The sequence below is a fragment of the Dolichospermum planctonicum genome (assembly GCF_005402965.1).
GTDB lineage: Bacteria > Cyanobacteriota > Cyanobacteriia > Cyanobacteriales > Nostocaceae > Dolichospermum > Dolichospermum planctonicum.
The window spans coordinates 47430-74254 of the sequence record NZ_BJCF01000001.1 but is presented as its reverse complement, the minus strand read 5'-3'; the positions used below and the strand labels follow the sequence as shown (position 1 = coordinate 74254).

25 protein-coding genes and 1 tRNA gene are annotated in these 26825 nt (G+C 36.3%); 11 read left to right on the top strand and 15 right to left on the bottom strand.

Going from position 1 to position 26825, the window contains the following annotated elements; all coding sequences use genetic code 11:
- Positions 1-34: 34 nt before the first annotated feature.
- The 3 genes from rlmN to FFO06_RS00355 form a co-directional block, all read right to left on the bottom strand.
- Entirely contained in the window at positions 35-1105 is a 1071-nt protein-coding gene (gene rlmN / locus FFO06_RS00365) for a dual-specificity RNA methyltransferase RlmN (protein ID WP_137906261.1), read from the bottom strand.
- A gap of 96 nt (positions 1106-1201) precedes the next feature.
- Positions 1202-2032 (bottom strand): metallophosphoesterase, encoded by an 831-nt coding sequence (locus tag FFO06_RS00360; protein ID WP_137906260.1) that lies wholly within the window; start codon positions 2030-2032, stop codon positions 1202-1204.
- 105 nt (positions 2033-2137) lie between these two features.
- Entirely contained in the window at positions 2138-2803 is a 666-nt protein-coding gene (locus FFO06_RS00355; protein ID WP_137906259.1) for a helix-turn-helix transcriptional regulator, read from the bottom strand.
- Positions 2804-2906: 103 nt separating this feature from the next.
- On the opposite strand from FFO06_RS00355, the gene FFO06_RS00350 reads away from it, so the two are divergent.
- Positions 2907-3551 (top strand): DUF3386 domain-containing protein, encoded by a 645-nt coding sequence (locus FFO06_RS00350; protein ID WP_137906258.1) that lies wholly within the window; start codon positions 2907-2909, stop codon positions 3549-3551.
- Between the two features lie 115 nt (positions 3552-3666).
- Here FFO06_RS00350 and FFO06_RS00345 read toward each other — a convergent pair whose 3' ends face one another.
- The 4 genes from FFO06_RS00345 to FFO06_RS00330 form a co-directional block, all read right to left on the bottom strand.
- Positions 3667-4827 carry a hybrid sensor histidine kinase/response regulator gene (locus tag FFO06_RS00345; protein WP_137906257.1) on the bottom strand — a complete coding sequence of 387 codons (1161 nt, stop codon included), beginning with the start codon at positions 4825-4827 and terminating at the stop codon, positions 3667-3669.
- Positions 4828-4990: 163 nt separating this feature from the next.
- Positions 4991-5437 (bottom strand): response regulator, encoded by a 447-nt coding sequence (locus tag FFO06_RS00340; RefSeq protein ID WP_137906256.1) that lies wholly within the window; start codon positions 5435-5437, stop codon positions 4991-4993.
- The gene (locus FFO06_RS00335) at positions 5427-7691 is read right to left on the bottom strand and encodes a sensor histidine kinase (protein ID WP_137906255.1); all 2265 of its coding nucleotides are present in this window, start codon (positions 7689-7691) and stop codon (positions 5427-5429) included. The genes FFO06_RS00340 and FFO06_RS00335 overlap by 11 nt, the downstream gene beginning before the upstream one ends.
- A 304-nt stretch (positions 7692-7995) precedes the next feature.
- The gene (locus tag FFO06_RS00330; protein WP_137906254.1) at positions 7996-9492 is read right to left on the bottom strand and encodes a dolichyl-phosphate-mannose--protein mannosyltransferase; all 1497 of its coding nucleotides are present in this window, start codon (positions 9490-9492) and stop codon (positions 7996-7998) included.
- Positions 9493-9715: 223 nt separating this feature from the next.
- Between FFO06_RS00330 and FFO06_RS00325 the strand changes: the two genes are divergently transcribed.
- The 3 genes from FFO06_RS00325 (at position 9716) to FFO06_RS00315 (ending at position 11651) form a co-directional block, all read left to right on the top strand.
- Entirely contained in the window at positions 9716-10120 is a 405-nt protein-coding gene (locus tag FFO06_RS00325; RefSeq protein ID WP_137906253.1) for a hypothetical protein, read from the top strand.
- Between the two features lie 35 nt (positions 10121-10155).
- Positions 10156-11211 (top strand): tellurite resistance TerB family protein, encoded by a 1056-nt coding sequence (locus FFO06_RS00320; RefSeq protein WP_137906252.1) that lies wholly within the window; start codon positions 10156-10158, stop codon positions 11209-11211.
- An 83-nt stretch (positions 11212-11294) separates the two neighbouring features.
- Positions 11295-11651, top strand: coding sequence for a Rieske (2Fe-2S) protein (locus FFO06_RS00315; RefSeq protein WP_137906251.1), 357 nt, complete (start codon positions 11295-11297; stop codon positions 11649-11651).
- A gap of 435 nt (positions 11652-12086) precedes the next feature.
- Here the strand turns inward: FFO06_RS00315 and corA are convergent, their stop codons facing one another.
- Positions 12087-13238 carry a magnesium/cobalt transporter CorA gene (corA, locus tag FFO06_RS00310; protein WP_137906250.1) on the bottom strand — a complete coding sequence of 384 codons (1152 nt, stop codon included), beginning with the start codon at positions 13236-13238 and terminating at the stop codon, positions 12087-12089.
- 175 nt (positions 13239-13413) lie between these two features.
- On the opposite strand from corA, the gene FFO06_RS00305 reads away from it, so the two are divergent.
- The 3 genes from FFO06_RS00305 to FFO06_RS22395 all read left to right on the top strand — a co-directional run bounded on the left by FFO06_RS00305 (position 13414) and on the right by FFO06_RS22395 (position 14812).
- Entirely contained in the window at positions 13414-14220 is an 807-nt protein-coding gene (locus FFO06_RS00305) for an SDR family oxidoreductase (protein WP_137906249.1), read from the top strand.
- 194 nt (positions 14221-14414) lie between these two features.
- Entirely contained in the window at positions 14415-14648 is a 234-nt protein-coding gene (locus tag FFO06_RS22400) for a hypothetical protein (RefSeq protein ID WP_306420153.1), read from the top strand.
- On the top strand, positions 14642-14812 hold the full coding sequence (locus FFO06_RS22395) for a helix-turn-helix domain-containing protein (RefSeq protein WP_306420152.1): 171 nt from the start codon (positions 14642-14644) through the stop codon (positions 14810-14812). The genes FFO06_RS22400 and FFO06_RS22395 overlap by 7 nt, the downstream gene beginning before the upstream one ends.
- A 300-nt stretch (positions 14813-15112) precedes the next feature.
- On the opposite strand, the gene FFO06_RS00295 is transcribed toward FFO06_RS22395, so the two are convergent.
- The 3 genes from FFO06_RS00295 to FFO06_RS00285 all read right to left on the bottom strand — a co-directional run bounded on the left by FFO06_RS00295 (position 15113) and on the right by FFO06_RS00285 (position 18286).
- Positions 15113-15568, bottom strand: coding sequence for a cupin domain-containing protein (locus FFO06_RS00295; protein WP_137906248.1), 456 nt, complete (start codon positions 15566-15568; stop codon positions 15113-15115).
- Between the two features lie 4 nt (positions 15569-15572).
- Positions 15573-16343, bottom strand: coding sequence for a cysteine hydrolase family protein (locus FFO06_RS00290; protein ID WP_137906247.1), 771 nt, complete (start codon positions 16341-16343; stop codon positions 15573-15575).
- Positions 16344-16516: 173 nt separating this feature from the next.
- Positions 16517-18286, bottom strand: coding sequence for a hypothetical protein (locus tag FFO06_RS00285; RefSeq protein ID WP_137906246.1), 1770 nt, complete (start codon positions 18284-18286; stop codon positions 16517-16519).
- Positions 18287-19016: 730 nt separating this feature from the next.
- Between FFO06_RS00285 and FFO06_RS00280 the strand changes: the two genes are divergently transcribed.
- A complete protein-coding gene (locus FFO06_RS00280; RefSeq protein ID WP_137906373.1) occupies positions 19017-20225 on the top strand; it encodes a NupC/NupG family nucleoside CNT transporter in 1209 nt (402 codons plus the stop codon).
- Between the two features lie 124 nt (positions 20226-20349).
- Here FFO06_RS00280 and FFO06_RS00275 read toward each other — a convergent pair whose 3' ends face one another.
- Entirely contained in the window at positions 20350-20952 is a 603-nt protein-coding gene (locus tag FFO06_RS00275; RefSeq protein WP_137906245.1) for a DUF4276 family protein, read from the bottom strand.
- Complete coding sequence (locus tag FFO06_RS00270; protein WP_137906244.1) at positions 20949-22100, bottom strand: AAA family ATPase; 1152 nt, start codon at positions 22098-22100, stop codon at positions 20949-20951. The genes FFO06_RS00275 and FFO06_RS00270 overlap by 4 nt, the downstream gene beginning before the upstream one ends.
- Before the next feature lie 87 nt (positions 22101-22187).
- Between FFO06_RS00270 and ggt the strand changes: the two genes are divergently transcribed.
- Positions 22188-23909, top strand: a complete 1722-nt coding sequence (ggt, locus tag FFO06_RS00265; protein WP_370743407.1) for a gamma-glutamyltransferase — start codon at positions 22188-22190, stop codon at positions 23907-23909.
- Here the strand turns inward: ggt and FFO06_RS00260 are convergent.
- Positions 23906-24241: a hypothetical protein gene (locus FFO06_RS00260; RefSeq protein WP_228036413.1), complete on the bottom strand. Its 336-nt coding sequence runs from the start codon at positions 24239-24241 to the stop codon at positions 23906-23908. The two genes, ggt and FFO06_RS00260, sit on opposite strands and share 4 nt — an antisense overlap.
- Before the next feature lie 338 nt (positions 24242-24579).
- Here FFO06_RS00260 and FFO06_RS00255 point away from each other — a divergent pair.
- Both FFO06_RS00255 and pyrE read left to right on the top strand, forming a co-directional pair.
- Positions 24580-24652 (top strand) — tRNA-Arg (locus FFO06_RS00255).
- A 121-nt stretch (positions 24653-24773) separates the two neighbouring features.
- Positions 24774-25403 (top strand): orotate phosphoribosyltransferase, encoded by a 630-nt coding sequence (pyrE, locus tag FFO06_RS00250; RefSeq protein WP_137906242.1) that lies wholly within the window; start codon positions 24774-24776, stop codon positions 25401-25403.
- 38 nt (positions 25404-25441) lie between these two features.
- Here pyrE and FFO06_RS00245 read toward each other — a convergent pair whose 3' ends face one another.
- Positions 25442-26743, bottom strand: coding sequence for a tetratricopeptide repeat protein (locus FFO06_RS00245; protein WP_137906241.1), 1302 nt, complete (start codon positions 26741-26743; stop codon positions 25442-25444).
- Positions 26744-26825: the final 82 nt, after the last annotated feature.

Below are 26825 nucleotides of genomic sequence, written 5' to 3'. Positions count from 1 at the left end.
ATTTTTGACAATAATTGACAATTTTAATGACAAATTACCTTTTAGTTGTTCTCAATTGTCCACAAGCAGCGTTCGCTTCTAAACCGCGAGAATAACGGACACTAACAGCAGTATTCTGTTGTTGAAGAACGTTAACAAAGGCTTCTATGCGATCGCGGTTGGGTCTTTGATAATCTACTTCCTGAATGGGATTATAGGGAATCAAGTTAACATGACTTTGAAAGCCTCGTAAACGTTTTGATAATTCCAAAGCGTGTTCAGGTAAATCATTGACTCCAGCCAGAAGAATATATTCAAAAGTTACTCTACGTCCGGTTATTTCTACATATTCTCGACATTCTGCGAGTAAGTCTTCTATGGGGTAGGGTTTGGCGCTGGGAATTAGTTGCTCTCGTAATGCTTGGTTAGGTGCGTGGAGACTGACAGCGAGGGTAATTTGTAATTGGTGTGCGGCTACTTGACGAATACGTGAGGGAATGCCTACAGTAGATAGTGTAAGCGATCGCGCACCAATGCCCACATCTTGATTAATAGATTTAATTGCTAAAATCACATTTTCCGTATTTAACAACGGTTCACCCATGCCCATAAATACCACATTACTAACCCGTTCTTGAAAATCTTCTTGAACAGTTAGGACTTGATCAACAATTTCCCCACGGGTGAGATTGCGCTTATAACCACCTTTACCAGTAGCGCAGAAATCGCAGCCCATGGGACAACCAACTTGAGTAGAAACACAGACAGTTAAGCGTTTATCGCTGGGAATACCCACAGTTTCCACAATTTCCCCGTCAGCCAATTTCAGCAGATATTTAACCGTATCATCAGGGGCAACAGAGCGGTAATGTAGAGAAGAACGGCCTATGGGAATATCTGCCACTTGCGAACGCCAATTTTTAGGAAATACAGAAATATCAGCCAGGGAGCGCGCTCCCTTATGATATATCCAATCATGTAATTGCTTACCCCGATAACTGGGCTGTCCCTGTTGCTGTACCCAAGCGGTTAACTCCGTTACCGAAGCGCCCAGGAGAGGAGGAAGAAGTTCAGATTTTACGGAGTTAGGTGAATCTACCTGAGATACAAGGGGCGTAACAGACATAATAAATTACAAATTGATGCTAATTCCCCATTGTACTATATTGTTTTTGTTTCGCGCTAAGGGGCAAAGGAGCAAAGACCCAAAGCCAGAAATAGATTAAGGGACATCTAAGGTAATAATAGTAACTTCTGGCGGACAAAATAACCGTCCTGGGAAATAAGTTCCTAAACCCCGATTTACATATAATTGATTATTTCCTATTTGATGTAAACCTTCTGACCATTGCCAATGGTATAATATGGAATGGGTTTTCCGTAAAAATGGTAGTTTGCGCCTAATTTTCTTGGGGATTTTTTTCAATATTTTTGTGTAGTAAATTATTGCTGGTCCTAGACCCGGAATTACAATTTGTCCCCCGTGAGTATGACCAGATAATTGTAAATCTACTCGCCATTTTTGCAGTATTTCTGCTGTATCTGGGTTATGGGATAAGACAATACAAGGTGTAGTAGAATCGAGTTGGTTCATGATTGGTTCTGGGTTAAATTCTCGTGAATAAACATCTGCTAATCCTACTAAGGGTAATTTGTTTCCCAAGGGGTAAGCAATTTGATTCCAAAGCACTTTAATCCCGACGTTGTTTAAAGCAGCTGTAATTTCTGGTTTGGAACTGGGGAAAGCTATATCATGATTTCCCAGAATAGCATAGACACCATGGCGACTTTGGAGATTTTTCAGTTTTGGTGCTAATTGATGAATTGGTTTTGCTTTTGCGTTCACATAGTCACCAGTTAAAATTACTAGGTCTGGTTTTGCTGCATTACTAATTGCGATCGCTTCTGTTAACATTTTCTCTGATAAAAGACCATCAGCATAATGAAAATCTGACATCTGTACCAGTTTTAATCCTACTAAGGATGGATGTAAATTTTTGATTTTTACGACTAATTTTTCTGTGCTTAAAGCTCCAGATAATAACTTGTGCATAACTAACTAATATTTATTATATTTCGTTTATCACTTAATATAAATACAATTCACTCAATTCTCAATCCTTATAGATCCCCGATTTATTTAATAATTATTAAATAATTATTTAAGAAGTTGGGGGTCTAATTTGGCCACCATTTCCGCACGGGTAGAAACTTCTAATTTGCGAAACATTCTTTTTAAAGCCTGTTTAACAGAATTTTGAGTAATCCATAATTTAACCGCAATTTCGCCATTAGTACAACCTTGGGCTACTAGTTTGGCAATTTCCAATTCTCGCGCTGTTAAGGGACAATTATCCACAGATAAAAAGGTTTTTGATTTTACCCGTAATGTGGCAATTTTAGCGGACAAATGCAGACAAACTGCACTTAAATCGGCTAAATCATTACTATCAAAAGGCAGATTTCCGGGGTCACGGGCAAAATTTAAAGTCCCCACTAATTGACCATCACAAACTATCGGGCCAGTCATTACGTGTTCGTGACGAGAACAGTAATTTTTCCAATCTTCGGGAGATAAAATTAACTGTTCATGGGTGGGAGCGTGACGTTCCATAACATAACGCCCAATGGGATTAGCTTCTAAGCAAACAGCGGGAATTTCGGGAATCTTGATTTTAGTATTTAACTGGTAATCTAGGAGATTAATACCCCAATGTTGAACCGCAAAATGTTCGCCAATGGTATCCATTAAAGCTAGTTTTAATTCTTGCTCATTTTGGACATTAGCGATCGCCTGGAAAATGGCGTGGAGTGTTTTAGCCATAAGTGTACCCATTTGGGGACTATGCGAACCTTGATAATTACTTCTATGCTAATACCAGCAAGAATAAAATGCTATTTTCACTTCCTATAGAGGATTTTTCCCCATGACAGTCACTCAAATCTCTGCTCAAGAACTTTTTCAGGCTGCTTACGAAAACCGTTATACTTGGGATGAAAATTTCCCTGGTTATACCGCAGATATTACTTATAAGCATGATGGCCAAGTGATCATAGGTCAAGTCCGAATTGATGCCAGTCTCAAAGCTGAAGTTCTCAATGTCGAGGACGAAGCGGCTAAAAAAGCCATTCACGGTCAAGCCTGGGAAATCGCTGTTCACCGTGTGCGTCGTCCCTTTGCACAAACTCACGGCGCAAATACTTTTAGATATGGTAGCACGGACGCAACTGGCGCAGTAGAAATTTTTGTTGGTGGTAAGTCAGAAGGAGATAAATACAAAGTGCGTAACAATGAAGTTTGCCACGTTCACCGTTTAATTCACGGTACTTTTGTAACTATTGACACCTTTACCAGTCATGATACAGGGGCAGGATATCTTTCTCATACTTATAATTCTGTGTACCATGACCCAGAAACCGGCGCACAAAAGGGTGGAAAAAGCGATTTTACTGATGAATATGAAAAGGTAGGTAATTATTATATTCTCAACCGTCGGGAAATTCGCACGGAAATAGCCAACAGTCTTTCTATTCAAGATTTTATCTTTTCTAACATTGAGTTGTTAGGCTAGATTTTTGAATAGTTAAAAGTTTTTAAGATAGGCATTCTGCCTATCCTAAAATCTCATGATTCAGCTATTCAGATCCCCGAATTATGGTAAGAAATCATAGTTTTGGCTATTTTATTTATTTTATTGGCAAACTCACGGTAAAAGTTGAACCAACTCCCACTTGACTATTAACTGTAATCTCACCTCCGTGTACTTCAACGCACTGTTTGACAATTGTTAATCCTAAACCACTACCAGGAATTATTCCTACATTTTCTCCTCGATAAAATGGTTGAAATACTTGTTTTTGGTCTGATTCTATAATCCCAATTCCCTGATCTTGAAATCTCAAAATTACGGATTTTTCCTGTTTAATTATTTCCAATAAAATCCTACCGCCAATACTTGAATATTTAATGGCATTATTGAGTAAATTACTGACAATATGCTTTAATAATGTTTCATCTCCCAAAAATTCAAAACAGTGTTCAGAACTGGTAAAAATTAAACTCAACTGTTTTTCTTGAGCAAATAATTGAGATTGTTCTACTAATTCATAGCATAATTTTTCTAAATCCAGTATCTGTGGTTGATAGCATAATTTACCTGCATGAGATTTACCAATTATTGAAGCTTCATCTAATAAATTGTAGACATTTTTAATCGCAGAACTAATAAGTTGTAAATGATTTATTTTGCCATCATTTGTTAATTCTGGATCACGCTTTTGTAGTAATCGAGCCGCTAAGAGAATGGTATTCAAGGGATTACGAATATCATGGGAAAGCATGGAAACAAATTCAGATTTAAGCTGATTACTTTCTTGGGATTTTAAAAGTTCTGTGGTTCTTTCTTCGACTTGATTTGCTAATGTTTGATTAACTTGATGTAATTGTTCTAAAAATTTTTTACGTTCTATAGCATATCTACAGGAACGCACCAATATATCTGGATTTACGTGCCTTTTAACTAGATAATCTTGCGCTCCCTGTTTCACTGCTTCAATGGCTAATTCTTCATCATTTGTGTTAGTCAGAACTATGATGGGATTACTAGGATTTTGCTGGAGTAACTGGGGTATGGAAGATAATCCTTGACTATCGGGAAGAGTTAAATCTAACAAAATTACGTCGTATTTTTCGTTGTTTAATTTGTTGATTCCCTCTTGGAGTTTTTGAACATGAACTAAACTGAAATTTTGAGATTTTGTCAGTTTAATAAACTCTTGTAATAACCTAGCTTCTGCTAAGTTATCTTCAATTAATAGGATTTTTAGTGTGGAAGTTGCAGTAATCATTTTCTGGTTTGACTCTGATGAGTTATGGGTAAGATAAACTTTTGTTAGATGAGTTTTCAAGTTTTAAAAGATATATCAAATATAGCTTTATGCAACGGATATACAAAATTTCCGGTAAAAGCCATATAGCAAAAGACTTTTATTCCTCATTCTTGCTATAGTTTTATTCTAATGGTAAAGTCACGGTAGAAAACCAAAATCCCTCAATACTCTGGATGATTTCGAATAGCTGACTCAGATTACGAGGTTTGGTAATATAGCAGTTAGCGTGTAAGTCGTAACTATCGAAAATGTCATCTTCATTTTTTGAAGTGGTTAATACTATGACGGGAATGCGTCTTAGTCGAGGATCAGATTTAATTTCTGCTAATACTTCTCTCCCATCTTTTCTGGGTAAATTCAAATCTAATAAAATTAAATCAGGTCGTTGTGTGTTAGCATATTCTCCTTCTTGACGGAGGTAATTTATAGCTTCTACACCATCCCTAACTGTAACTACTTCATGAGGTAATGAACTGGTTTTTAATGCTTCTTGAATGAGACGAACATCAGCTTTATTGTTCTCCACTAAAAAGATTATTTTGTGTGTTTCTGCTATTTTAACGCTCACGATTACAACCTCTGACGGGAATTGTAAAGTAAAAAGTCGCACCTTGACCGAGTTGTGACTCTACCCAGATTCGTCCTCGATGACATTCAATGATTTTTTTACAAATAGCTAAACCCATTCCTGTACCGGGATATTCATCTCTGGTGTGTAAACGTTGAAAGATGATAAAAATGCGATCGCTAAATTGCGGATCTAGACCAATGCCGTTATCCTGAATTGAGAATAACCATTCATCTTCTAATCTTTCCGCACCAATATGAATTTTTGGTGGTTGACTACCGTGGAATTTGATAGCGTTACCAATGAGGTTCAAAAATAGCTGGATTAATTGTGTTTCATTGGCCATGACCGTGGGTAAGGGATCATGGGTAATGATTGCACCAGTTTCCGTAATCCGTTGACGTAAATTCTTCAAAGCCCGATTTACAGCAGTTTCTACTTCCGTGACTTGAAAAACAATTCCTAATGTATCTACCTGGGAGTATGCGAGTACGTCATCAATTAAGGTCTGCATTAAACTGACTCCTTCGACAACATAACTAATAAACTCCTTTGCATCTGCGTCTATTGTTGCTGCATAGCGCATTTCCAAAAGTTGCACATAATTGGCTACTTGATTTAATGGTTCTTGCAAATCATGGGAAGCGACATAGGCAAATTTTCTCAATTCTGCATTAGAACGTTGTAAATTTTCAGCTAATTGGGCTAATTCATCAGCTTGACGGAGGACAATATTGATGATGGATTTTCGTAATTCCAATGCAGCTTTAATTTCTACATTTTGCCAGGGTAAAGATGTTAATTGAACTATTTCTTTCCATAAATCAAATGATTTACGCGGACACAACCGGACATTTCCCTCAGATTCATCAACTGAAAAAGCTTGATGGGGATTCCCACCCCAATTGACAGTTTGAATTATTTCTGGTCGAAACCACAATAGATAATTTGTCTGAGAAATGGGAATAGCTAATAACCCACTAGCAACGTTTTTCAAGCTAATCGCATCTGGATAAATCTGAGGTAAGGAATTTGTGGAAAATACCTCATCTTTGACATTATTTTTTAGCCATGCTACTAAAAAATTCAGTTCTTCTGCTGGAGGAGTATTACCAATTAGGGTATATTTTCCGCCAAAATAAACTGCTGCTCCCTCTGCATTAGTTAAATCTAGCAGATTTATTTGATTTTTGACTAAACCATCAATAAAGTTCTGTTCTTGAGACATATATTCAATCAATTGGGATTGAACTTGTTTCAAATTTATCTGATATTTGTAATCTTCTGTTTCTTCTTTGCCAGAAATTTCTGAAAATATAATTCTTCCTAAAAATTCACAAGCTTTCCGTAATTCGTAGGAAATATATTTGGGTGATTGATGATGACAAGCAATTAAACCCCAAAGTTTGTGATCCTTAATTAAGGAGATTGTCAAAGATGCACCTACGCCCATATTATGTAAATATTCTATATGACATGGTGCGGCACTTCTGAGAGTGGAATTAGTTAAATCAATGGGTTTTCCGCTAACTGGGTTAATCTTGGGGAAAATTTCTACTGATGATTGAACGTTTGTATCGGGAATAACTCTAATGGAATTTTCTAGAAATAATTGTCGTGCTGGCTGAGGAATATCTGATTCTGGATAATGTAATCCTAAATAAGACTCTAAACTATCTATTTTTTCTTCAGCAATTACAGAACCATGTCCATCATCACAGAATTTATATAACATGACTCTGTCAAATCCGGTTATTTTTCGGATTTCTTGGACAATAATTTGACTAAAATCACGGAGGCTTTTAGTTGTTTTTAATCGATTAATTGAGGCTTGAGTTAAATGATAAAAACTTAAAAAAGGAATATTCTCTTGAGATGCTGTCGGTTCTAATTCTAAGATTAAAAATCCTTGAGAATTTCGATAAAAAGTGGCATCAAATATTGTATATTCATCTCCTTGTTTCTTGATCCAAATTTTGGTAGGGTTAATAAAATCTAAATTTTCTTCTGATAACCAAAATTTGATTTTCTGTATTTGGTAAGGATCTAGTAAGTCTTCTAATTCCTGTTGTACCATATCTTCTGGAGATATGCCAAAAGTATTAAAAGTATTTTGACTAATTTGTAATATTTGTAAATCTGGCTCTTGTAAGACTAACAAAATCCCATGGGGCTGAATTTCACTAATCAAATGTATTTGCGCTTCTTTTGAGCCTGTGATATTAATATGCTGTTGCTTAACATTGATATCCATAAACCCTTCCTTCCATGATTTTGGAGCATAAAATATATAGATTGCATCTAAATTCCTCACACCTATAAAAATTTTTTTGATTTAGTACCTTTGACAGTGGTACAGTCTATAGGTACAATCGCTCTTGTCCTCTATTCTTACACAATTTAACTGTTTGTAACCTAATATATAGATAAGAAATGTAAAAGTTAATCTGATAAAAGCTACAGTATTTGTATAGTTATATTAAGCAATACCAAATAGAATAATATTGCCAGAATAATTGACCGCAAGACCGCACGCAAATTCATATTAGGTATTTCTATCAAATCCAAGAATTAAACCACATCCGCATTCTATAATCATCAGGAGAGAGGGGTAAACCTAGATAAATAGGTATCCAGAAAATGAAAGCAACTACAATTATAAAAGTTATAGTTACACCTAAAAACCGCAATGTGCGATAATAACTCAGTAAACATTGATCTACAAACCAAGCAATGGCTATGAATGTAAAGATTACGGCACACATATAATGATAGATAAAAGTACATCTTGTTACCTTTACCCAAGGGAGCAAATTAGCTCCATAATTTATAATTAGAAATAGACCAATCCAAGTATCAATGCTGAGATTTTTCGGGATAAATACTAGCTTTTTTTCTATTCCTGGCATAGTCATGTTGATCATCACCATACCAATTAAAAATATCATAGCAGCTAAACCAAACCACCATAAAAATGGATTACCCATAGCATGAACATCATAAATTATCTTACCAGTACCATCAGGTAAAGGTGGTCCAAATACAGGTAAGGGATCATGAATACTTTGAGCAGTTTGATAATAATAAGCCATTGGCCGGGTTAATAATGGCCATTTATACCATGCAGCACAATAAGGATGAACGCTAGGACTATTACCACCTAATTGCAGATGAAATTGTAAAATTTGTTTATGGACTTCAATAAATCCATATCTTTGATCAAGTTGGAGATGAGGAATCCAAATCAAACTATAAACGACTGCGGGAATAATTCCTAAATAGGAAAACATCTGCCAAATATTTATTTCTTTCAGGTTTTGTAATGGTGTTTTTCTAGTAAGAATCTGGGAATTATGGGAGGTGCGAAAAAAGTGTAAATAAGGAAATAAGGGGGTACGAGATGTAGAATCAAAAGACTGTAAGTAGTGAATTATCCAAACTGCTATCCATAAACTATAAGCACCTCCAAGAAACCACAAACCATTCCATTTAGTTCCCACGCAAGCACCAAAACTTATCCCCGAAAGCAGCAACCAAAACCAACGTTTTTGTTTTTGCTTCTGCAATGCTAATAATAATAACCATTGTCCTAGTAAACCAAAAATAACTATATATATATTACTTAAAGCATAACGAGATTCTACTAAAAATAATCCGTCACAAGCTGTAAAGAATCCTGCCAATAAGGCCAAACGATAACGATAACTTACTTGATAAGTTAATAAAGTCACGACTACGGGAATAAATGAACCTGTCAGAGCATTTAGCCAGCGATAACTCCCAGGGGATAATAAAGAACCTGTGAGACTATTTACAGCAGGTTCTCGGCTTATGGGAATATGATTACTAATCCAAATACCCAAGCCAATCAAATATTGACTGAGGGGAGGGTGAGCATTAAAAAATGGTGTGTGGGTCAGATAGTTATTACCAAATTTGGCAAAGTACACTTCATCAAATACTAAAGTATTAAATCGGCTTAATCCCCAAAAACGTAGGCTGAATGAAAAGATAAATATGCCGATAATTCCCAATCGAAACCAAGTTTTGTTCATGTTATTTGTGATTTTGGCGGTTTTTGAAATAGCAGTAGTTCAATACCATTATACTTAGAGGATGTTTTTAAATTTGTCAAGTTTGCGGAAGAACCGCTATGATAAATCTCTTTCCTGGAGAAAAAGTGCTATTGTAGTAAACAAGTTTTTCCTTATCATCCCTTGGTATTTGAGTTCAAATGTAGAATAATAGCTGTAGCCCAGCAATAAAATTTAATCTACTATGTCACAATTAGAACGATGGTTAAAAATGGCAGAAGATGAACTAACGGAGTATAGCACTGATGCCCGTAAAATGGAAAAACTCCGCCGTCGGATTAGTTTATCGTTATCATTAGCAGAACAACGGCAACTAAAAGCTGCGTTATTAGGTACAATGCCATCTAGCAAAATTGCAGAAATTGTAGAGGAGCAAAGACAAGTGGTGGCCTTACCATTTTGGGGAATTGCTGGTTTGGGTTTGCTGTTGGGGATTTCTCTGAATCAACCCATGGGCTTACTAGCAGCTATAGGGGGAACTGTAGCAGCTTTTAAAATTCAAAAATGGGGTTGGCAATTACAGGCAAATAGTCTATTATTACGAACATTAGAAGATATTGAAACCCGGATTTCCCAACCAGGTAATTAAGTACAAACAGCAGATTAATTGAGGAGCTAGACATTATGACAAAGTATGACTATATTTTCAAATCAAAAGAGAAAATAGCAGCATCATTGAATCCAGAAGAAGCGGTAGTAGCAATTGCTGTAATTACCACAGCAGTTGATTTAGGCATTGAAGATATAAATGGGGAAATTATAGCTGATATTCTCTGGGAATTTGAGATTTTTGATGAATACTCAGAAGAACAAATGTTAGAAACCGTGGATACACTGATAGAACTAGCCGAAGATGCTGGATTAGGATCTTTATTTAATGCTGCTAATGCTGCTATTTCTGAGGAGGTAGTATTAGATGGTTTTGCGGCTGGGGTGATTATGCTTTTAGATGCTGAAGATTTGATGATTCCTGCTGATAAAAAAACTTATCTTAAACAACTACAAATAGCTTTAGAATTGGAAGATGAAGAAGCAGAAGAAATTATTCAAGAGGTAATTGCCGCAGTTCAAACAGGAGATGAGGAAGAATATGATGAAGAATTTGAATCAATAATATTCAATGAATCTGGTGAACAATTTTATCAGTCACCTTTGGGAAATTTTACAGTTCCTATTCCTCTGGATTTTGAACAGGGAGGAAAAATTCAAACAGAAGAAGGAATGGTGAGTTTTTCGGATGATATGGGAACTTTATTGAGAATTGATTATTATCCTCTGTCTCTAGAACAGATTAAGGAGATCAGAACTCAAGGACATGAAACCTATCTTCATGAAATTATTGTTAATGAATATCTGCCCGAGACGATTATTTCTAATGTACCAGATGCTGAAGTTAAGCATAGAGAATATTGGCAAGATCCTTTAAAAAGATATTACTATGTATTAGTAAATATCCCCAAAGGTTCAACTATTTCTCAACAGGAAACTAACGGTCATGGCATAAGATTAGATGCCTATAGAGGATTATTGTCCTTTGTCAATAGTGAATGTTTGTATGTAGTTAGTAGCCAACGCAGCTTTTTAAATAGTGAAACGCTCGGTTCGGTGAAGGAAGAAGCTGAGAAAATTAAGAAAACTATTTTGGACTTTGTAGAAACTATCGAGTTTGTGGAAATCTAAATTATCAAGATTGGCGATCGCACCGAGCAAAATTGCGAGAAACTAAGAAGGGGTTTATAAAATCACAAAATCAGGAGAAGATCATGGCTTGGACTCAAGTTTTAGCTGCTAATGCACTGGCTACTGGTGCGCGAGAAGTAGTAAAAGTAGGCGATCGCCAAATCCTACTTTTAAATCACGAAAATCAGTTTTATGCTGTAGATAATACCTGCCCGCACTTAAAAATGTCCTTAAAAAACGGGAAAATCGAAAATGGGGCGATAGTTTGCCCTTTTCATCGTAGTGCTTTTGACTTGGGTAACGGTGAAGTCAAAACCTGGTGTCCATTTCCACCCGTAGTGGGTAAATTACTCTCAATGGTTTCCCCAGAAAAAACCCTGCCAGTATTTCCCCTCCGCGTCGAAGAGGGCAACATTTTGATTGATGTGCCATTCGCATAAATAGATAAATAGGTAGGCATAATTAAATATGAAGATGGGTGGGCTTCTAGCCCGCTCTAGCCTAGAATCAGAAAATATGACCCCAAGATCCCGCTAATCAAGCCATAGGACAATCAAAAATAAAGCTAAGAAATATTAACGAAACATAACTCAAGTCTGTTTCTCACCCATTTTTAGGCAATAATGGGAGTGTAAGAAAATAGATTTAATAAATAACTAGTTAACCGCTAGTAAGTAGAGGTGGAGTATGACGACCCAAGATTTTCTTATCCCTCATGCTTATACATACCTGCTGGTTAAAATCGGTGTCTTGATGTTAGCTTTGTTGTTGTGGTTCATATTTACAGCCGCACCCGTTATTTAATTCCATTCACTACTTAGAGATGTTCCCTAAAACGTCTCTATTTTATTAAGTTTTATGGATTTTTATCAAATCTAGCGGTGAAAGTCTTTTTGGAAATTAACGGAATTAGTCAACCAACCCCGGCGCCAAAAAAAGTATAGTAAACTTATCGCAACTAACGCCATTGCTCCCAAACACAGGGGGTAGCCCCAATACCAATTTAATTCAGGCATATTGTGGGGAGATTTTTCGGTATTAAAATTCATCCCATATACCCCTGCAATAAAAGTCAAGGGAATAAAAATCGAAGAAACCACCGTTAGTAGTTTCATAATTTCATTCATTTTATTACTAATTGCTGATAAATAGACATCCATTAATCCAGCTACTAATTCCCGATAAGTTTCCACTATATCCATAACTTGGACTGCATGATCATAACAGTCTCGCAGATAAATTCTCACATCATCACTAATTAATTCACTACCGTCTCTAATTAAAGAATTAATTGCGTCTCTTTGAGGCCAAATTGCGCGGCGAAGCTGTAATAATTCCCGCCTAACTTGATATATTTTTTGCAATGTTTTTTGATTAGGATTAACTATTACTTCTTCCTCTAACTCATCAATGCGTTCACCATAAAGTTCTAAAACCGGGAAAAATCCATCAATAATGGCATCTAATAAAGAATAAGCTAAATAATCGCTACCTTGTCTACGAATGATCCCTTTACCTTTATCAATTCTCATCCTCACTCCATCAAAACAATCATGTTCAGGTTCTTCCTGCACTGTTAATACATAATATTTCCCTAAAACTAAACTTACTTGTTCACTATAAAAACTGCCATTATTGTTATTAGGTACAACCATGTGGGCAATAATCACTAATTGATCTTCATAATCCTCAATTTTTGGACGTTCTATCATGTTCACAATATCTTCTAAAACCAGAGGATGTAAATCAAAAGATTGACCTAAACGGTGTAAAATATCTTTATTCCCTAAACCTTGAACATCCACCCAAGAAACGGATTCTGTATCCAAATAGTTAAGACACTCTTCTGGATAACTTATTTGTTTGCGAATCAGATCAGTTTGGTTATAGTCAATTAAAAAAATAATGGGTTGTTCAGCATTTTCATCAACAATGATTGTTCCTGGTGGAGTTCCTGCTTGGTGAAAAAACTCCTTATCGTGTGACTTATTGATCATCTTGGAAACTCGGCGAATTTTGTTAACCATAAATCTTCATTCCCTAGCTACTGATAATTGTAATTTTAACATAAAACAGGAGTCAACAGTAAAATCCTTACCTTTGGGTCTTGGCGTGAGGCGAATTATTCAAAAAAGATTCCAGTCATGGTAAACTATTAGAGTCAAAATTATTGTAGATTAAATAGCATTGCTTAATAAAAGTATGAACAGCAGTAAAGATCTCATTTTAGTTGTCGGTTCTACCGGTGGAGTCGGACAACTCGTAGTTAGTAAACTTTTAGAAAAAGGCTTACCCATTCGCATTCTCACCAGGAATGCAGAAAAAGCCAACAAAATGTTTAATGATCAAGTAGAAATTGCGATTGGTGATATTCGTGAACCCGACAGCTTAACAGCAGCCATGACAAATATTACTTCTATTATTTGTTGTACAGGAACTACCGCTTTTCCTTCTTCCAGATGGGAATTTAATCAAAATCCCAACATTATTGAATTAGGAATTACTCTATTCAATCCTCTATTTTTAGAAGATAAAGCTAAAAATACCCCTACTAAAGTTGATAATCAAGGTGTAACAAATCTGATATCATCCGCACCAAAAAACTTAAATCGCTTCGTCTTTGTTTCCTCCTGTGGTATTCTTCGCAAACATCAATTTCCTTTTAATATTCTCAATCTTTTTGGTGTACTTGATGCTAAAGAAAAAGGAGAACAAGCAATTATTAATTCAGGAATACCTTATACTATCATTCGTCCTGGACGTTTAATTGATGGACCCTATACATCCTATGATCTCAATACTTTACTCAAAGCTACAACCGCAGGTAAATTAAACGTTGTGTTCAAAACAGGGGATATAATTACAGGTGATTCTAGTCGTATTGACGTAGCCGCAGCTTGTGTAGAAAGTTTATTTCATCAAAGTGCTGTTAACAAAGTTTTTGAAATAGTAAATCAAGGAAATAGACCGGATACAGTTGATTGGGAAAAACTATTTTCAGAATTATAAGTGTGCAAATTTTCAATAATTAGGTAAGGATAATGACCTTAAAATAGGCGCAACCTATCAATCTACAAGATTGGCGATCGCCAATCTTCCCTTAACCTCTATTACCGTTGTGTCCTTTGTTCATCAAACCATGAATTAATACTCAGAAGTCGGGTATATGGAAAAATGATCCTTTCTTTTAACAGGAGTTAACCATGACTATTTCCTTAGATAAAACCACCTACAGTCAATTATTAGTAGAATATCAACCCAAAGTTATCACCACCGAAGCAGAATATGATCAAGCATTAGAAACTGTGGAAAAATTAATGGCTGATCAACAGCGTACACCCGAACAAACTGCTATCCTACAATTGTTAGTCACTCTCATTGAAGAATTTGAAACTAAACCTACCCTATTGAAACATCATCTCCCCATGCAATGTTAGAACATTTAATGGATGCTAGGGGAATTAAACAATCTGATTTAGTAGGAGTTATTGGTTCTAAAGGTGTAGTTTCTGAGGTTGTGAATAGGAAAAGAGCAATTAGTAAAGCTCAAGCAAAAACTTTAGGAGAATTTTTTAATGTTTCTCCGGCATTGTTTATTTAATAGTAAAACTTGCTATTAGCTTCTCTATGTAAGCTAAAACATGAGAACCAGGCTCATCAATCAAAACAAATACAGTTGCAACTCTTTTTTTGAGATCCTGAGATGCTTGTTTATATAGATAATTATCTAAACTATCTTTACCACCGCAAAATTCAGTGGGGATATGCCTACGACATTTGATTTCTCTGTCTTATTTCTCTCGGTTAGTCTTCCGATAAAAAGTTAAACTTGAGAGTGTAACAAAACATCAGCAAAAACCTTTGTTGTTACACCCTCAAATCGCCCAAAACTATAAAAATACTAGAAAAATTTTAAAGAATCCAATCTTCCTAAAACAGTCATATCTTCAGCATCTAATTCTACAGGAATCCCACTGCGAATTAGTTCCGAAAAATTCTCATTAGGAACCATAATTGTCAATGCGTAGAGACGATTTTTACCAGTATTTCTAATCAAATGAGTCCCTGTAGGTGGAACTAACAAACTATCTCCAGCCTTGATATTTACCTTTTTACCATCACAAATTACAATTCCTTCTCCTTTGAGAATAAAAAACATTTCTACCGCCCATTCATGACGGTTTGGTGGTGTTTTTCCACCCACGTCAAAAATTTCCACACAACAAGTTAAAGAAGTATTAGCGCTTGTGGAATCAAAGATAATTGCTAATCGGTTAGAGTCATGGGGACTAATACGATATGCTTGATAATCTTGAGGAGATTTAATGACTGGAATTACACAACGAGTAGTGTACATATTCTTAATTATTAATTGCTGTCAAAATTGCCGAAGAATCAGTGACAAAACCGAAACATTGTTGAACATTATATAAAGTTGCTAACCAACAATATTCCGGTGAAGTTGTTGCAGTACAATCTTTAACTAAAATACAATCATATCCTAAAAAATTGGCATCAGACAAAGTTGATAAAACACACTGATCAGCATTTACACCAGCAAAGAAGATTGTAGTTATACCCAAATTTCGTAAAATACTATCTAAAGGAGTATCCCAAAATCCACTCATGCGATATTTATCAACCTGGATATCTTCTGGTAGTTGTTCCAATTCGGCCACTACCGCAGCAGACCAACTTCCCTTCATTAGTACCTTAGCACCATTGCTGGGCAAAGCATCACCTAATCCTACACCGTCCCCTGTGGGGTTGTATACGTGCAGTAACCCGGCGCTGATATTCAATAAATCGTGACGATTTCCCCAATTTAACCAAATTACAGGTACACCAGCAGCCCGAATTTGTGGTAATAATTGTTGCAGGGGTGCAATCGGTTGCTGGGCAGGGGTGACATCTACACCAATGTGTGCTAACCAACCATCAGGATGACAAAAATCGTTCTGCATATCAATGACAATGATAGCAGCTTTGGATAAATCGCAGCGTAGAGTTTTAGTTTCTGTTGCTAAAACAACTGGTTGCGGGGTCTTTTCGGGACGGGTAATATCCGCAAATGTTTGATTTACTTCCCAAGCATTTGGTAGAACTCCTAATTTCCGAAGGGGTAGATTCATAAATGCCAGTTCTTATCGTTGTTTAATTTATAGCTTGAAATTAGGTTAACTCGCATCTTGCACCTAGCGAATAACCCTACAGAAAAAAATCATAAATATAAAAATATCACAAGTTTGAGGAAGTGGTCAGTGAGGTCATAAAATACCTCACTGATTCAATTATGACCTATCCTTTACCAAGTCGCTTTCAGTAAATAGGAACGAGTTCCCGTTTGAGCTTGCCCCTCATTATTAGTATAGGTATAAGTACCAGTTGCAACAATATCCCCAAAATTATTAATGCTAACAGCATTATTCAGGGTGACAGTTGCACCGTTATAGGTTAATGGTGTAGTGATTAAATTATTCAAATCGCTCATCACGCCGCCATTCCAAACATAAGCATGGTTTATACCTGAAGCTAGTTGGGAAGCTCCAATCACTTGTCCAAATTCATTGATTCCGTTAGCTGAACCAGTGTTACCACCAAGGCTACCCAGGTCTGTGAAATTCCCGTCTCTCAGTAAAAATGCGTCACTCGTTGCAGTTGCTCCCGAACCATTACTGGTTGAGCCAATGATATGACCTGCATCATTGATATCCCGTAAAGTGGCTTTTTCTGCGCCAAAAGTGCCCAGGTTTTGCATTGTATAAGTACCACTAGTATTTTTTTGCCAAATCACGGCCGTATTCACAAACTGATCATTGAGAGTGTCATCGCTGTCTACGTAGCCAACTATCTGCCCCTTATTATTAATACCGCGTGCAGTACCACCATCACCTCCTAAAGTTGTCAGTTCTTGGATCAGTCCATTTTCTGAGTAAATAGCTTTATCCTGACCTGAGGACAGGATATTACGCCCCACAACCTGGTTTAAGTTGTTCGCATCGAATAAGTAACTTTCAAGACCACCAAAGTCATTGATAGTTAAGTTGTAATTATTACCATTCTTTTGCCAAACTAATGCTCGATCTGTTGCTTTAGGTATGGGTTGACGCACTTCGTCTGCCGTTCCCAAAATAATTCCAGAATTGCCAATTGTATTAACATTGGTTGTCAGCAAAGTGACAGTTGCGCCATTGGCGGCGCCAAAATCAGACTGTCCGTTTTTTATACCTGTATTAGTCAAGGCAGTTTGAGAGCCATTTTCCCAAATGAATCCTTGGCGGACATTATTTGTTTGAGTAACATTTGTTGTGGCGTTCTGGTTGATAAACGTTGCACCAGTATCATATCGCCCAGCAATTTGCCCAAAGTCGTTAATGGAGGCGGCTACCACTGTACCGTTAGTATTTGTACTTAAAGAACCCAAATCAGTAACATTATACCTGTATAGAGGTATTTTATTTAACAAGGCTTGGGAACTCCTAGCTACACCCTTAAGGGTCGCCAGTAGATCAGTACCAGTTTTGACTAAGGTATCTGAACCTTGAGTAACAAATTGTAATGACTTGCCCAGTAAGCTTTCTCCCAAACTCACCTTATCGCTGTTGATATTAAACCCAAACACCGTGACAGAGCCGTTACCACCTTCAAGAATGATTTTATCTTGACCAATGCCTAGGACAATCCGATCATTGCCCGTACCTGCATTAATAATGTTATTACCATTACCTGTATAAATGATATCGTTACCATTGCCTGTATAAATGATATCATTATTATCACCAGCATAAATGGTATCATTACCATTACCAGTAAGAACATTGTTAACACCTCCACCAGTAAAAATGGTGTTATTACCATTGCCGGCGTTGATGAAGTCTTGACCCGCTCCAGCATAGATTATATCGTTACCTGCTGCACTATTAATGATATTGTTCCCTTCTCCGGCAACAATTGTTGCTTGAGTATTACTGAAACTAGTAATTAAATCATTACCATTACCGTAAAACATCAACTCATTGGTATTTGGCATTAAGCCATAGTCACTTACAGGGTTTAAGTTCAAATTAAAACTCATAGCGTTAATTAGCTCCTTTTATTTGCTGTTAATGAGAATTACATTCAATAAATTTAAGCAAAATAGCTATAACTCAATTGATTATTTATATCAATTAAGTTTACAACTCTATGCTGCAAAACCTAACACCCTAGCTGAAACGGCAAATATCAGTAGGGTGACAAACCTAATGGAGAAGGCTCGTTAAAAATTAATTTCCTAGAAAGTTCTTCTCCTATTTAAGAAATATTAGCAATAATTGCTGTTGTTCAGCCTAGCACAACTAATAAAAAAATTCCTAATAAATAAATGTAAATTAATGTTAAGTATTTTAATAAATTAAAGTGGCTACAGCTATAAATATACTATACGTATACTATATTTATTCTTTACCATAAATATATGTAGACAATTCATATATAAATATTTATATATACATCAAAACAAATACAACGCAAGTGATGTACAAGAAGTTAGAATTAAACACAGATAAACACAGATAAACACAGATAATTTTGTACCTCATTAGACTAGGAAACGCTTCGCATTTTTGGTACGATTTTGTATAATATTACAGAACCAGATTATCAAAACTAGATTACACCTCGTCAAGCTATGTCAAGCTATAAAAATGGCATCTTTAGGAGGTGCAAAAGGTTTAAATATAGAAACTCAATTAGGTTCTCCTACCGTTGGTAAACAATCTGAATCTTGTCCACATTTTGTCCACGAAAATATTAAAATACCGAATATGGAGCGTGTTATTTCGTCCCTGGGAATCTGCATTTTTATCACCATATCCTATGCCCTTTCTGTTAACCGTAATGCTGTGCGTTGGCGGACCGTTGCTTGGGGGTTAGGATTAGAATTTGTTTTAGCTTTAGTAATTCTCAAAACTCCTTGGGGTTTGAATTTATTTAAATCTTTAGGAAATATGGTTGCTAATTTTTTAGCTTTTTCTGATGTTGGGGCAAAATTTGTCTTTGGTGAAAATTTCAAAGATCATTTTTTTGCTTTTCAAATTCTGCCAACAATCATCTTTTTCTCATCATTTATTAGTGTTCTTTACCACTATGGTATTTTGCAAAGAGTTGTCAACAGTTTAGCATGGGTAATGATGAAAACCATGAAAACATCGGGTTCTGAATCTTTGTCTTGTGCAGGAAATATTTTTTTAGGACCTACAGAAGCGGCACTTATGGTCAAGCCTTATGTAGCAAATATGACTCAATCTGAATTACACGCCGTTATGACTGGTGGTTTTGCTACTATTGCTGGTGGGGTATTAGGTGCTTATTTATCTTTTGGCATTCCCCCAGAACATTTAATTGCAGCTTTTTTTATGACTTCTCCTGTTTCTTTGATAGTATCAAAAATTATGTATCCAGAAACAGAAGTTTCGGACACTACTGGAAAAGTTGATATAGATATCAAAAGTAATTATGTTAATGTGATTGACGCAGCGACTTCTGGGGCAATTGACGGCATAAAATTAGCGGTGAATGTGGGAGTAATAATTATTGCTTTTTTAAGTTTATTGGCCGCTGTTAATGCTGGTTTAGGTTGGTTGGGAAAATTCTCTGGTTATCCGCAATTATCACTGGAATGGATGTTGTCTTTTATCATGTCTCCTGTAGCCTGGTTAATGGGGATAACTTGGGCTGACTGTGGACAAGTTGGGGTGTTATTAGGTAAAAAGACGATTTTAAATGAATTTATCGCCTATTTGGATTTGGGAGAACTGATTAAAAAACAGGAAATTTCTCAACGTTCAATAATTATTGCTACTTATGCCTTATGTAATTTCGCCAATATTGGCTCAATAGGAATTACCATTGGTGGGATGACAGGAATCGCACCAAACCGTCAAAAAGACTTAGCACGTATGGGTGTAAAAACAATGATTGGCGGATTATTGGCGGGTTTTATCACTGCTGGAATTGCGGGAATGTTGATTTAATCAGAATAAAATTGCTGATAGACTTTAGCAGCATTTCTTAATTTTAAATTGGGTTGATGTGGGTTAAGTCATGGTTCAATAAAAACCTGTTGGTCTTGTTTATTTAATAATATGATTTTCTGATTTATGGAATTAAATCAACCTTACATAACTCAAGAATAGTATTAATAAACGCCTTTAATTCAGGACATTGATTAATGGAAACCATCAAATCTTGCCCTTTTAAAATTCTCGCAGCATCACGAATTTTATTGTAACTGCGTTTGCATTTACCTGTTTCAAATATTTCTTTAATTCTATAAGATGGTGGATTTCCATGATTTACCTTTTCTGGTAAACCTGCTGGTGATGACTTGTTAGATTTTGCTAAATCCTTAATTCTTGACCAATAAGGTAATAACCAAGCTTCAAAATCATACTGGGCTACATGAGGATAAAAATTAGGATTATTCCCTACCCATTCTCTCATTTTTGCTTTAGCATCTGCCCCATCTTGAAAATCATTAGTTCCTGTATAAACATCAGTTAAAGCAATTACCGCATCAAAATCATCTTTAACCAACAAGTTTTCTACAATACGCTTGAGTTTATCTCCTTTGGGAATGCGTCCATCATGGGGAATAAACTTGAGTTTGGGTATTTTTTGTAACCGTAATATGAGAAAACCTAATAAAACTTGCTTAAATGCTGTTTCCGTTGCACCCTCAACTAAAATTGCTATTTTCATGGACGACCTCCCATTAAATTCATTGCCCAAACTTGATCTAAACTATATTCTTCTAGCCAATGTTCTAAATTAAAACTATCACCCCATCTCATAGTAGTTAGACCATCTTCAGCATCACAAACTAACACTTCTTCAGGTTTCAAAAATCTAATTAATCTATCGGAATGAGTGGCCACAATTAGCTGAGTTTTTTGTGATGCTTCCCGCATCATATCAGCCAGTAATCTTAATAATTCTGGGTGTAAACTAACTTCTGGTTCATCTATAAGAGTAACAGCAGTTAAACCTGGACTTTGCAATAATGTTATTAACCAAATAAACCGCAAAGTTCCCTCTGATAATTGGTGCATATAAATAGGTTTAGAAAAATTCTTATCTTTCCATGTCATTGTGATAGTTCCTGCTGCTACGGGAGGAAAACCCAATCTTTCAAAATCTGGAAAAGCAGCAGTTAGAGTATCTTCAATAATTTCAAATCGTTCTGGGTCAGTTTCTCGTAAATAATAAAGACAGGAAACTAGATCTTCACCATTAGCACCAGGTAGGCTTGTAGGACGCATTGATTGTGGTAAACGAACTGGACTTTTAGGAGCAACATTCAATGCACCGTAAAATGTACATGATGCTAATCTTTTACGTAGATTCTCAGGTTCTTGATACATTTTGGGAACTTGAGCAAGAGAAGTTTCCAAGGGATTATGATCCCAATTTGGACGTAATAATTTTTGATCTTCTGTACTAAAATACTTCACATCCAATCCAAGTGAATTAATATGCTTGAATGGTTCTAAAACCAAGGGATTATTTTCAGTTAGTGTTTCTAATGCAATTTCATAGGTGAAACCTTTTAGTGCAACTTCCAGTTGGTAATCAAGTGGTGCATACCCTGGTACGCTCATAGACAAAGAAATAGTTATACTATTGGCTCTATCACGGGTAATAATATCAGGTAGTCCACCTAATTCAGAAATTTTGTTTGCTAATTGAGCATTTGCTGATGCTGCTAAAAGTGAAAAAATTTCTAACAAAGAAGTTTTACCCACACCATTAGCACCAATCATGACTGTCAGAGGACGATCACGCATATCAACTTGTACATTAAACAAGCGACGATATCCTTCAATAGTTATCCGTTCAAATGAGTTCATAATCTAAGTCTTGCCAATGGTGATGAATAAATAGTATTTTATCATTTAACTAGTTTTTGCACGCTTTAATTTACGCTAAAAATGCCCATGATTACCAAAACAAAACACCTAATCATCTCCTTTATCTTCTTTGCTGCTATCCTCACCAGTCAAGCCGTATCAGCTACCATCACCCTGCCCCTCCGTAGTAAAAGGGGAATGGTAGTTTCTGCAAATTCTCTGGCCAGTGAAGCTGGACTTTTAATGTTAAAAAAAGGCGGAAATGCCGTAGATGCAGCAGTAGCTACAACCTTCGCTATTTCAGTAGTTGAACCTTTTTCTGCTGGTATTGGTGGCGGTGGTTTCTTACTTTTTCATTCTCAAAAAACCGGGGAAATTAAAGCTTTAGATTTTCGAGAACGCGCACCCATTAAAGCTACTAAAAATATGTATTTAGATGCTGAGGGAAAAGTGCGACCCGGCGCGAGTATTACTGGTTATTTAGCAGTAGCAACACCGGGGACTGTAGCGGGTATGTATGAAGTTCATCGTCGTTCTGGTAAGTTACCTTGGCGAGAGGTTATGAAACCTGGAATTGCACTGGCTAAAAATGGTTTTATAATTAGTGATAGGGTTGCTTGGCGTTCTTCAGCAGCTTACGAAAACCGTAAACAAGCAATACTAAAAAACCCCGCAGCTAAAAAAATATTTACTCGTAATGGTGAATATTATCAACCAGGAGAAAAATTAATTCAAACTGATTTAGCTAAAACTTTAGAAGCAATTTCTGAAAATCCTCAAAGTTTCTACAGGGGAAAAATTGCTGAAACAATAGCCTCAGACATGAAGAAGAATGGCGGTTTAATTACTATTGAAGATTTAAAACAATATCAAGCAATCTGGCGCAATCCTGTATGTGGTAACTTTCGTAAAAGTAAAATCTGTTCTATGCCCCCACCATCATCTGGAGGAGTTAACTTATTACAAATGTTAAATATGATCGGTGACACAGACTTAAAGTCTTGGGGATGGCATCACCCCGATGCTATACATTTAATCATAGAAATAATGAAAATTGCCTATAGCGATCGCGCCGAATATTTAGGTGATCCTGATTTTGTTAAAGTTCCAATTTCTCAACTTATTAGCCCAGCTTATGCCCAAAAACGTCGTCAAGAAATTAACATGAAAATGGCAAGACCATCAACAGAAATTAAACCTGGACTGAAAACTTCAAAATTTCATGAATCAACAGAAACCAGTCATTTAAATGTAGTGGACGCAGATAGAAACGCCGTCAGTTTAACCTTCACAATTAACTTAGGTTTTGGTGCGGGAATTGTCACACCCGGAACAGGAATAGTTTTAAATAATGAAATGGATGATTTTGCAGTTGCACCAGGAGTACCAAACGCCTTTGGTTTAGTGGGTAAGGAAGCTAATAGTATAGCACCCAAAAAAACGCCCCTTTCTAGTATGACACCCACCATTATCACCGAAAATAATCGCTTGCGAATGGCTGTCGGAGCGCCAGGTGGTAGTACCATTATTACCCAAGTATTGCAAATAATTTTGAATGTTTTAGAATCCAAAATGGATGTTGGTACAGCGATTTCGGTCCCCCGCATACATCACCAATGGCTACCAGATGAATTGCGAGTGGAAGCATGGGGTTTAGATGCGTTAACCGCTGAAGACTTACGCCGACGGGGACATAAAATCAGGGAAACTCGACCTTGGGGTAATGCAAATGCCATCACAGTTACAGAAGATGATACCCTAGAAGCAGCGGCCGATCCTCGCGGTGATGGTTCTCCAAAGGGTTATTAATTCTCTTTTTGACCATAACCTAATTGCCAATTTTTTACTTCTTTGAGATCATTGATTTTACCTGTGAGAATAAACTTAATTGCAGTGCGTGTTTGTAAATATGCTTTTACTAAATAATGTCCCGGTTTAGCATTAATTCCAGCTATAGTTTGACTACGATTTGCTACAACTCCACAGAAGGTTTGATTGAATGGTAAATTAACTTTAATTAAAGGATCATGTGAATAATTATTTGGTAGCATAAACACAGCATATACATGATGTTGACCTAACCAAGGACGAACCACAACTTTCTTAGGATGAATATAATATTTTGTACTTTCACTAATCATAAATCCGTCATTTTTACAAGGAAAATTTGGTAATTTATGCCAGAAATTACTAAAGCAAATTATGATAACTAAAGTCAAAATAAACAGGAAATAAGGGATTTGACGGCTTCGCACTGCTAGATCCAACAACTATGTTTTTACTCATATTTTGATTTTACCAACTTGTGCTAAAAAATAAAGTGCGATCGCTTACGATACTAAATTATTACGATACTAAATTATATGGTGAAAAAGATTTTAGAGTTGAATTTAAGTATAAAATTTAACATACAAAATGACTAAGAATTTAATTTTCACCAAATTCAAAAAGTATGTTATAGTGTTGAATGTATATGCAAGGGCGCGTGGCTCAGTGGATAGAGCAACAGGTTCCGGTCCTGTGGGTCGGGGGTTCAAGTCCCTCCGCGCTCATTTTATTTGCAAGGCTAACCATAAAAGTCTATGCTTGCTTGAGTTAAGTCTTAATTTATGCTTAATTTGAAAACTCTGTTGAGTTTTAGGTTTGGTTTCACACAACTTTTCATGGTTTATAATGTCTTATTCCACTCAAACCCACAATAACTCAAATATTTGGGCGGTTAATACTGATTTAACTATTCTCCGTCATCAGCTACTAGATTTATTTTGTCAGCTTGCTTATCAAGAGGGTGATTTTGTTCTCTCTTCTGGACAACGTAGTTCTTACTATATTAACGGGAAACAAGTAACACTTCATCCCCAGGGTGCTTTAGCCATGGCAAGATTATTGCTACATATCTTACCTGAAGATACTCAGGCTGTAGCTGGTTTAACTTTAGGGGCTGATCCTATTGTATCAGCAGTGAGTGTAGTCTCTGTTTATGAAAATAGACCAATACCAGCTTTAATTATTCGCAAGGAAGCCAAGGGACACGGTACAATGGCTTACATTGAAGGTCCGAGTTTACCCCAGGGTGCGAAAGTCGTAGTTTTGGAAGATGTGGTAACAACTGGACAATCTGCACTCAAAGCCGTGGAACGATTACAGGCAGCAGGTTATACTGTAAATATGGTAATTTCACTGATAGATAGATTGCAAGGGGGTGGGGAGTTATATGAGTCTGCTGGGTTGCAATTTCAGGCTTTATTTACGATTCAGGATCTTCAGGAACGCTATCGAGAAGTTAAATCTACGATAGAGTAATGTGTATTGGTAACATGGTGTGGTGGGTGACGCTATTGTTAACCCACCTCGGAAATTCTGGAAATCAGCTTGGTAAGCTCCTGATAATATTGTATATTTCCTGACTGGTAATAAAGATCAGCGGATTTGCGGAAATCCGTAATGGCGTTTAACTGATTCCCCAGTTGTCTATGTATATCCGCTCTGACTAAATAGGCTAGGGGATAACGTGGTTGTAAATGTATTGCTTGGGTTAAATCTGTTAATGCTGCTTTTAATTCTCCTAAAAGAAAGTAACTGCGACCACGATTAAACCAGTCTTCAGCTAAATTAGGGTTAATACTGATTGCTTGGGTATAATCAGATATGGCTTTTTTATAGTCATTCAGAGCATAACGGGCATTAGCGCGATCGCTATAGAATACAGCGGATTGGGGATACAATCGTAAAGCCTCAGTAAAATCACTGATTGCACCATTAAAATCTTTGACTGTATAACGAATATTTCCTCTGTGATAATAGGCGGCTAAAAAGTCAGAATCTATTGTTAAAGCCTGGTTATAGTCTTTAATTGCTGCTTGTATATTACCTAAAAACTTGTGAGCGTCACCTCGTTTGCAATATGCTGGAGCAAATTCTGGGGTGATTGATATTGATTGAGTATAATCTGCAACAGCACCGACAAAATCCTGCATAGCTTCCCGCACCGTTCCCCGTCCATAGTAAGCTGTAGCTAAAAGGGGATTAATTTGTAATGATTGATTATAGTCAGTAATTGCATTTTCATAATTTCCTAATTGGTGATGTGCATTAGCTCGAAAAGCATATACTATATCTAAATCAGGATTAATTTGTAATGCTTGATTATAATCGCTAATTGCTTGGTGATAATCCCCTAGATTGCCATAAATTAAACCCCGTTGATAGTAAACTTGAATATCATCAGGAACTATTGTTAATGCTTGATTAAAATCCTTAATTGCTTGGTGATAATTTTGGAGATGAGCATAAATTAAACCGCGATTGTAGTAAGCTGTAGCAAAATTGGGATTAATTTCTAGAGAACGATTATAATCATTAATAGCATTTTGGTATTTTTGCAAAGCATAATAACTATTGCCACGATTATGGTAAGCTTGAGCAAAATTAGGATTGATGTTTATAGCTTGGTTATAATCAGCGATCGCTTTTTCATAATTACCTAAAATATGAAAGATATTACCACGATTAATATACGCCATGGAAAAATTAGCAGATAATGCTAAAGCTGCATCAAAACTAGCAATTGCTTGTTGATAATTACTCCTACGATAATGATCTAAACCCTGTTGATGTAAAGTATTAATAACATTTTGATTCATAAATAAAGAGAGAATAGAGAAAAAATCTATAGCTGAGAATAGGCAACAGAGAACAGAGTTAAAAGTCCTGTGGTGTATAGTT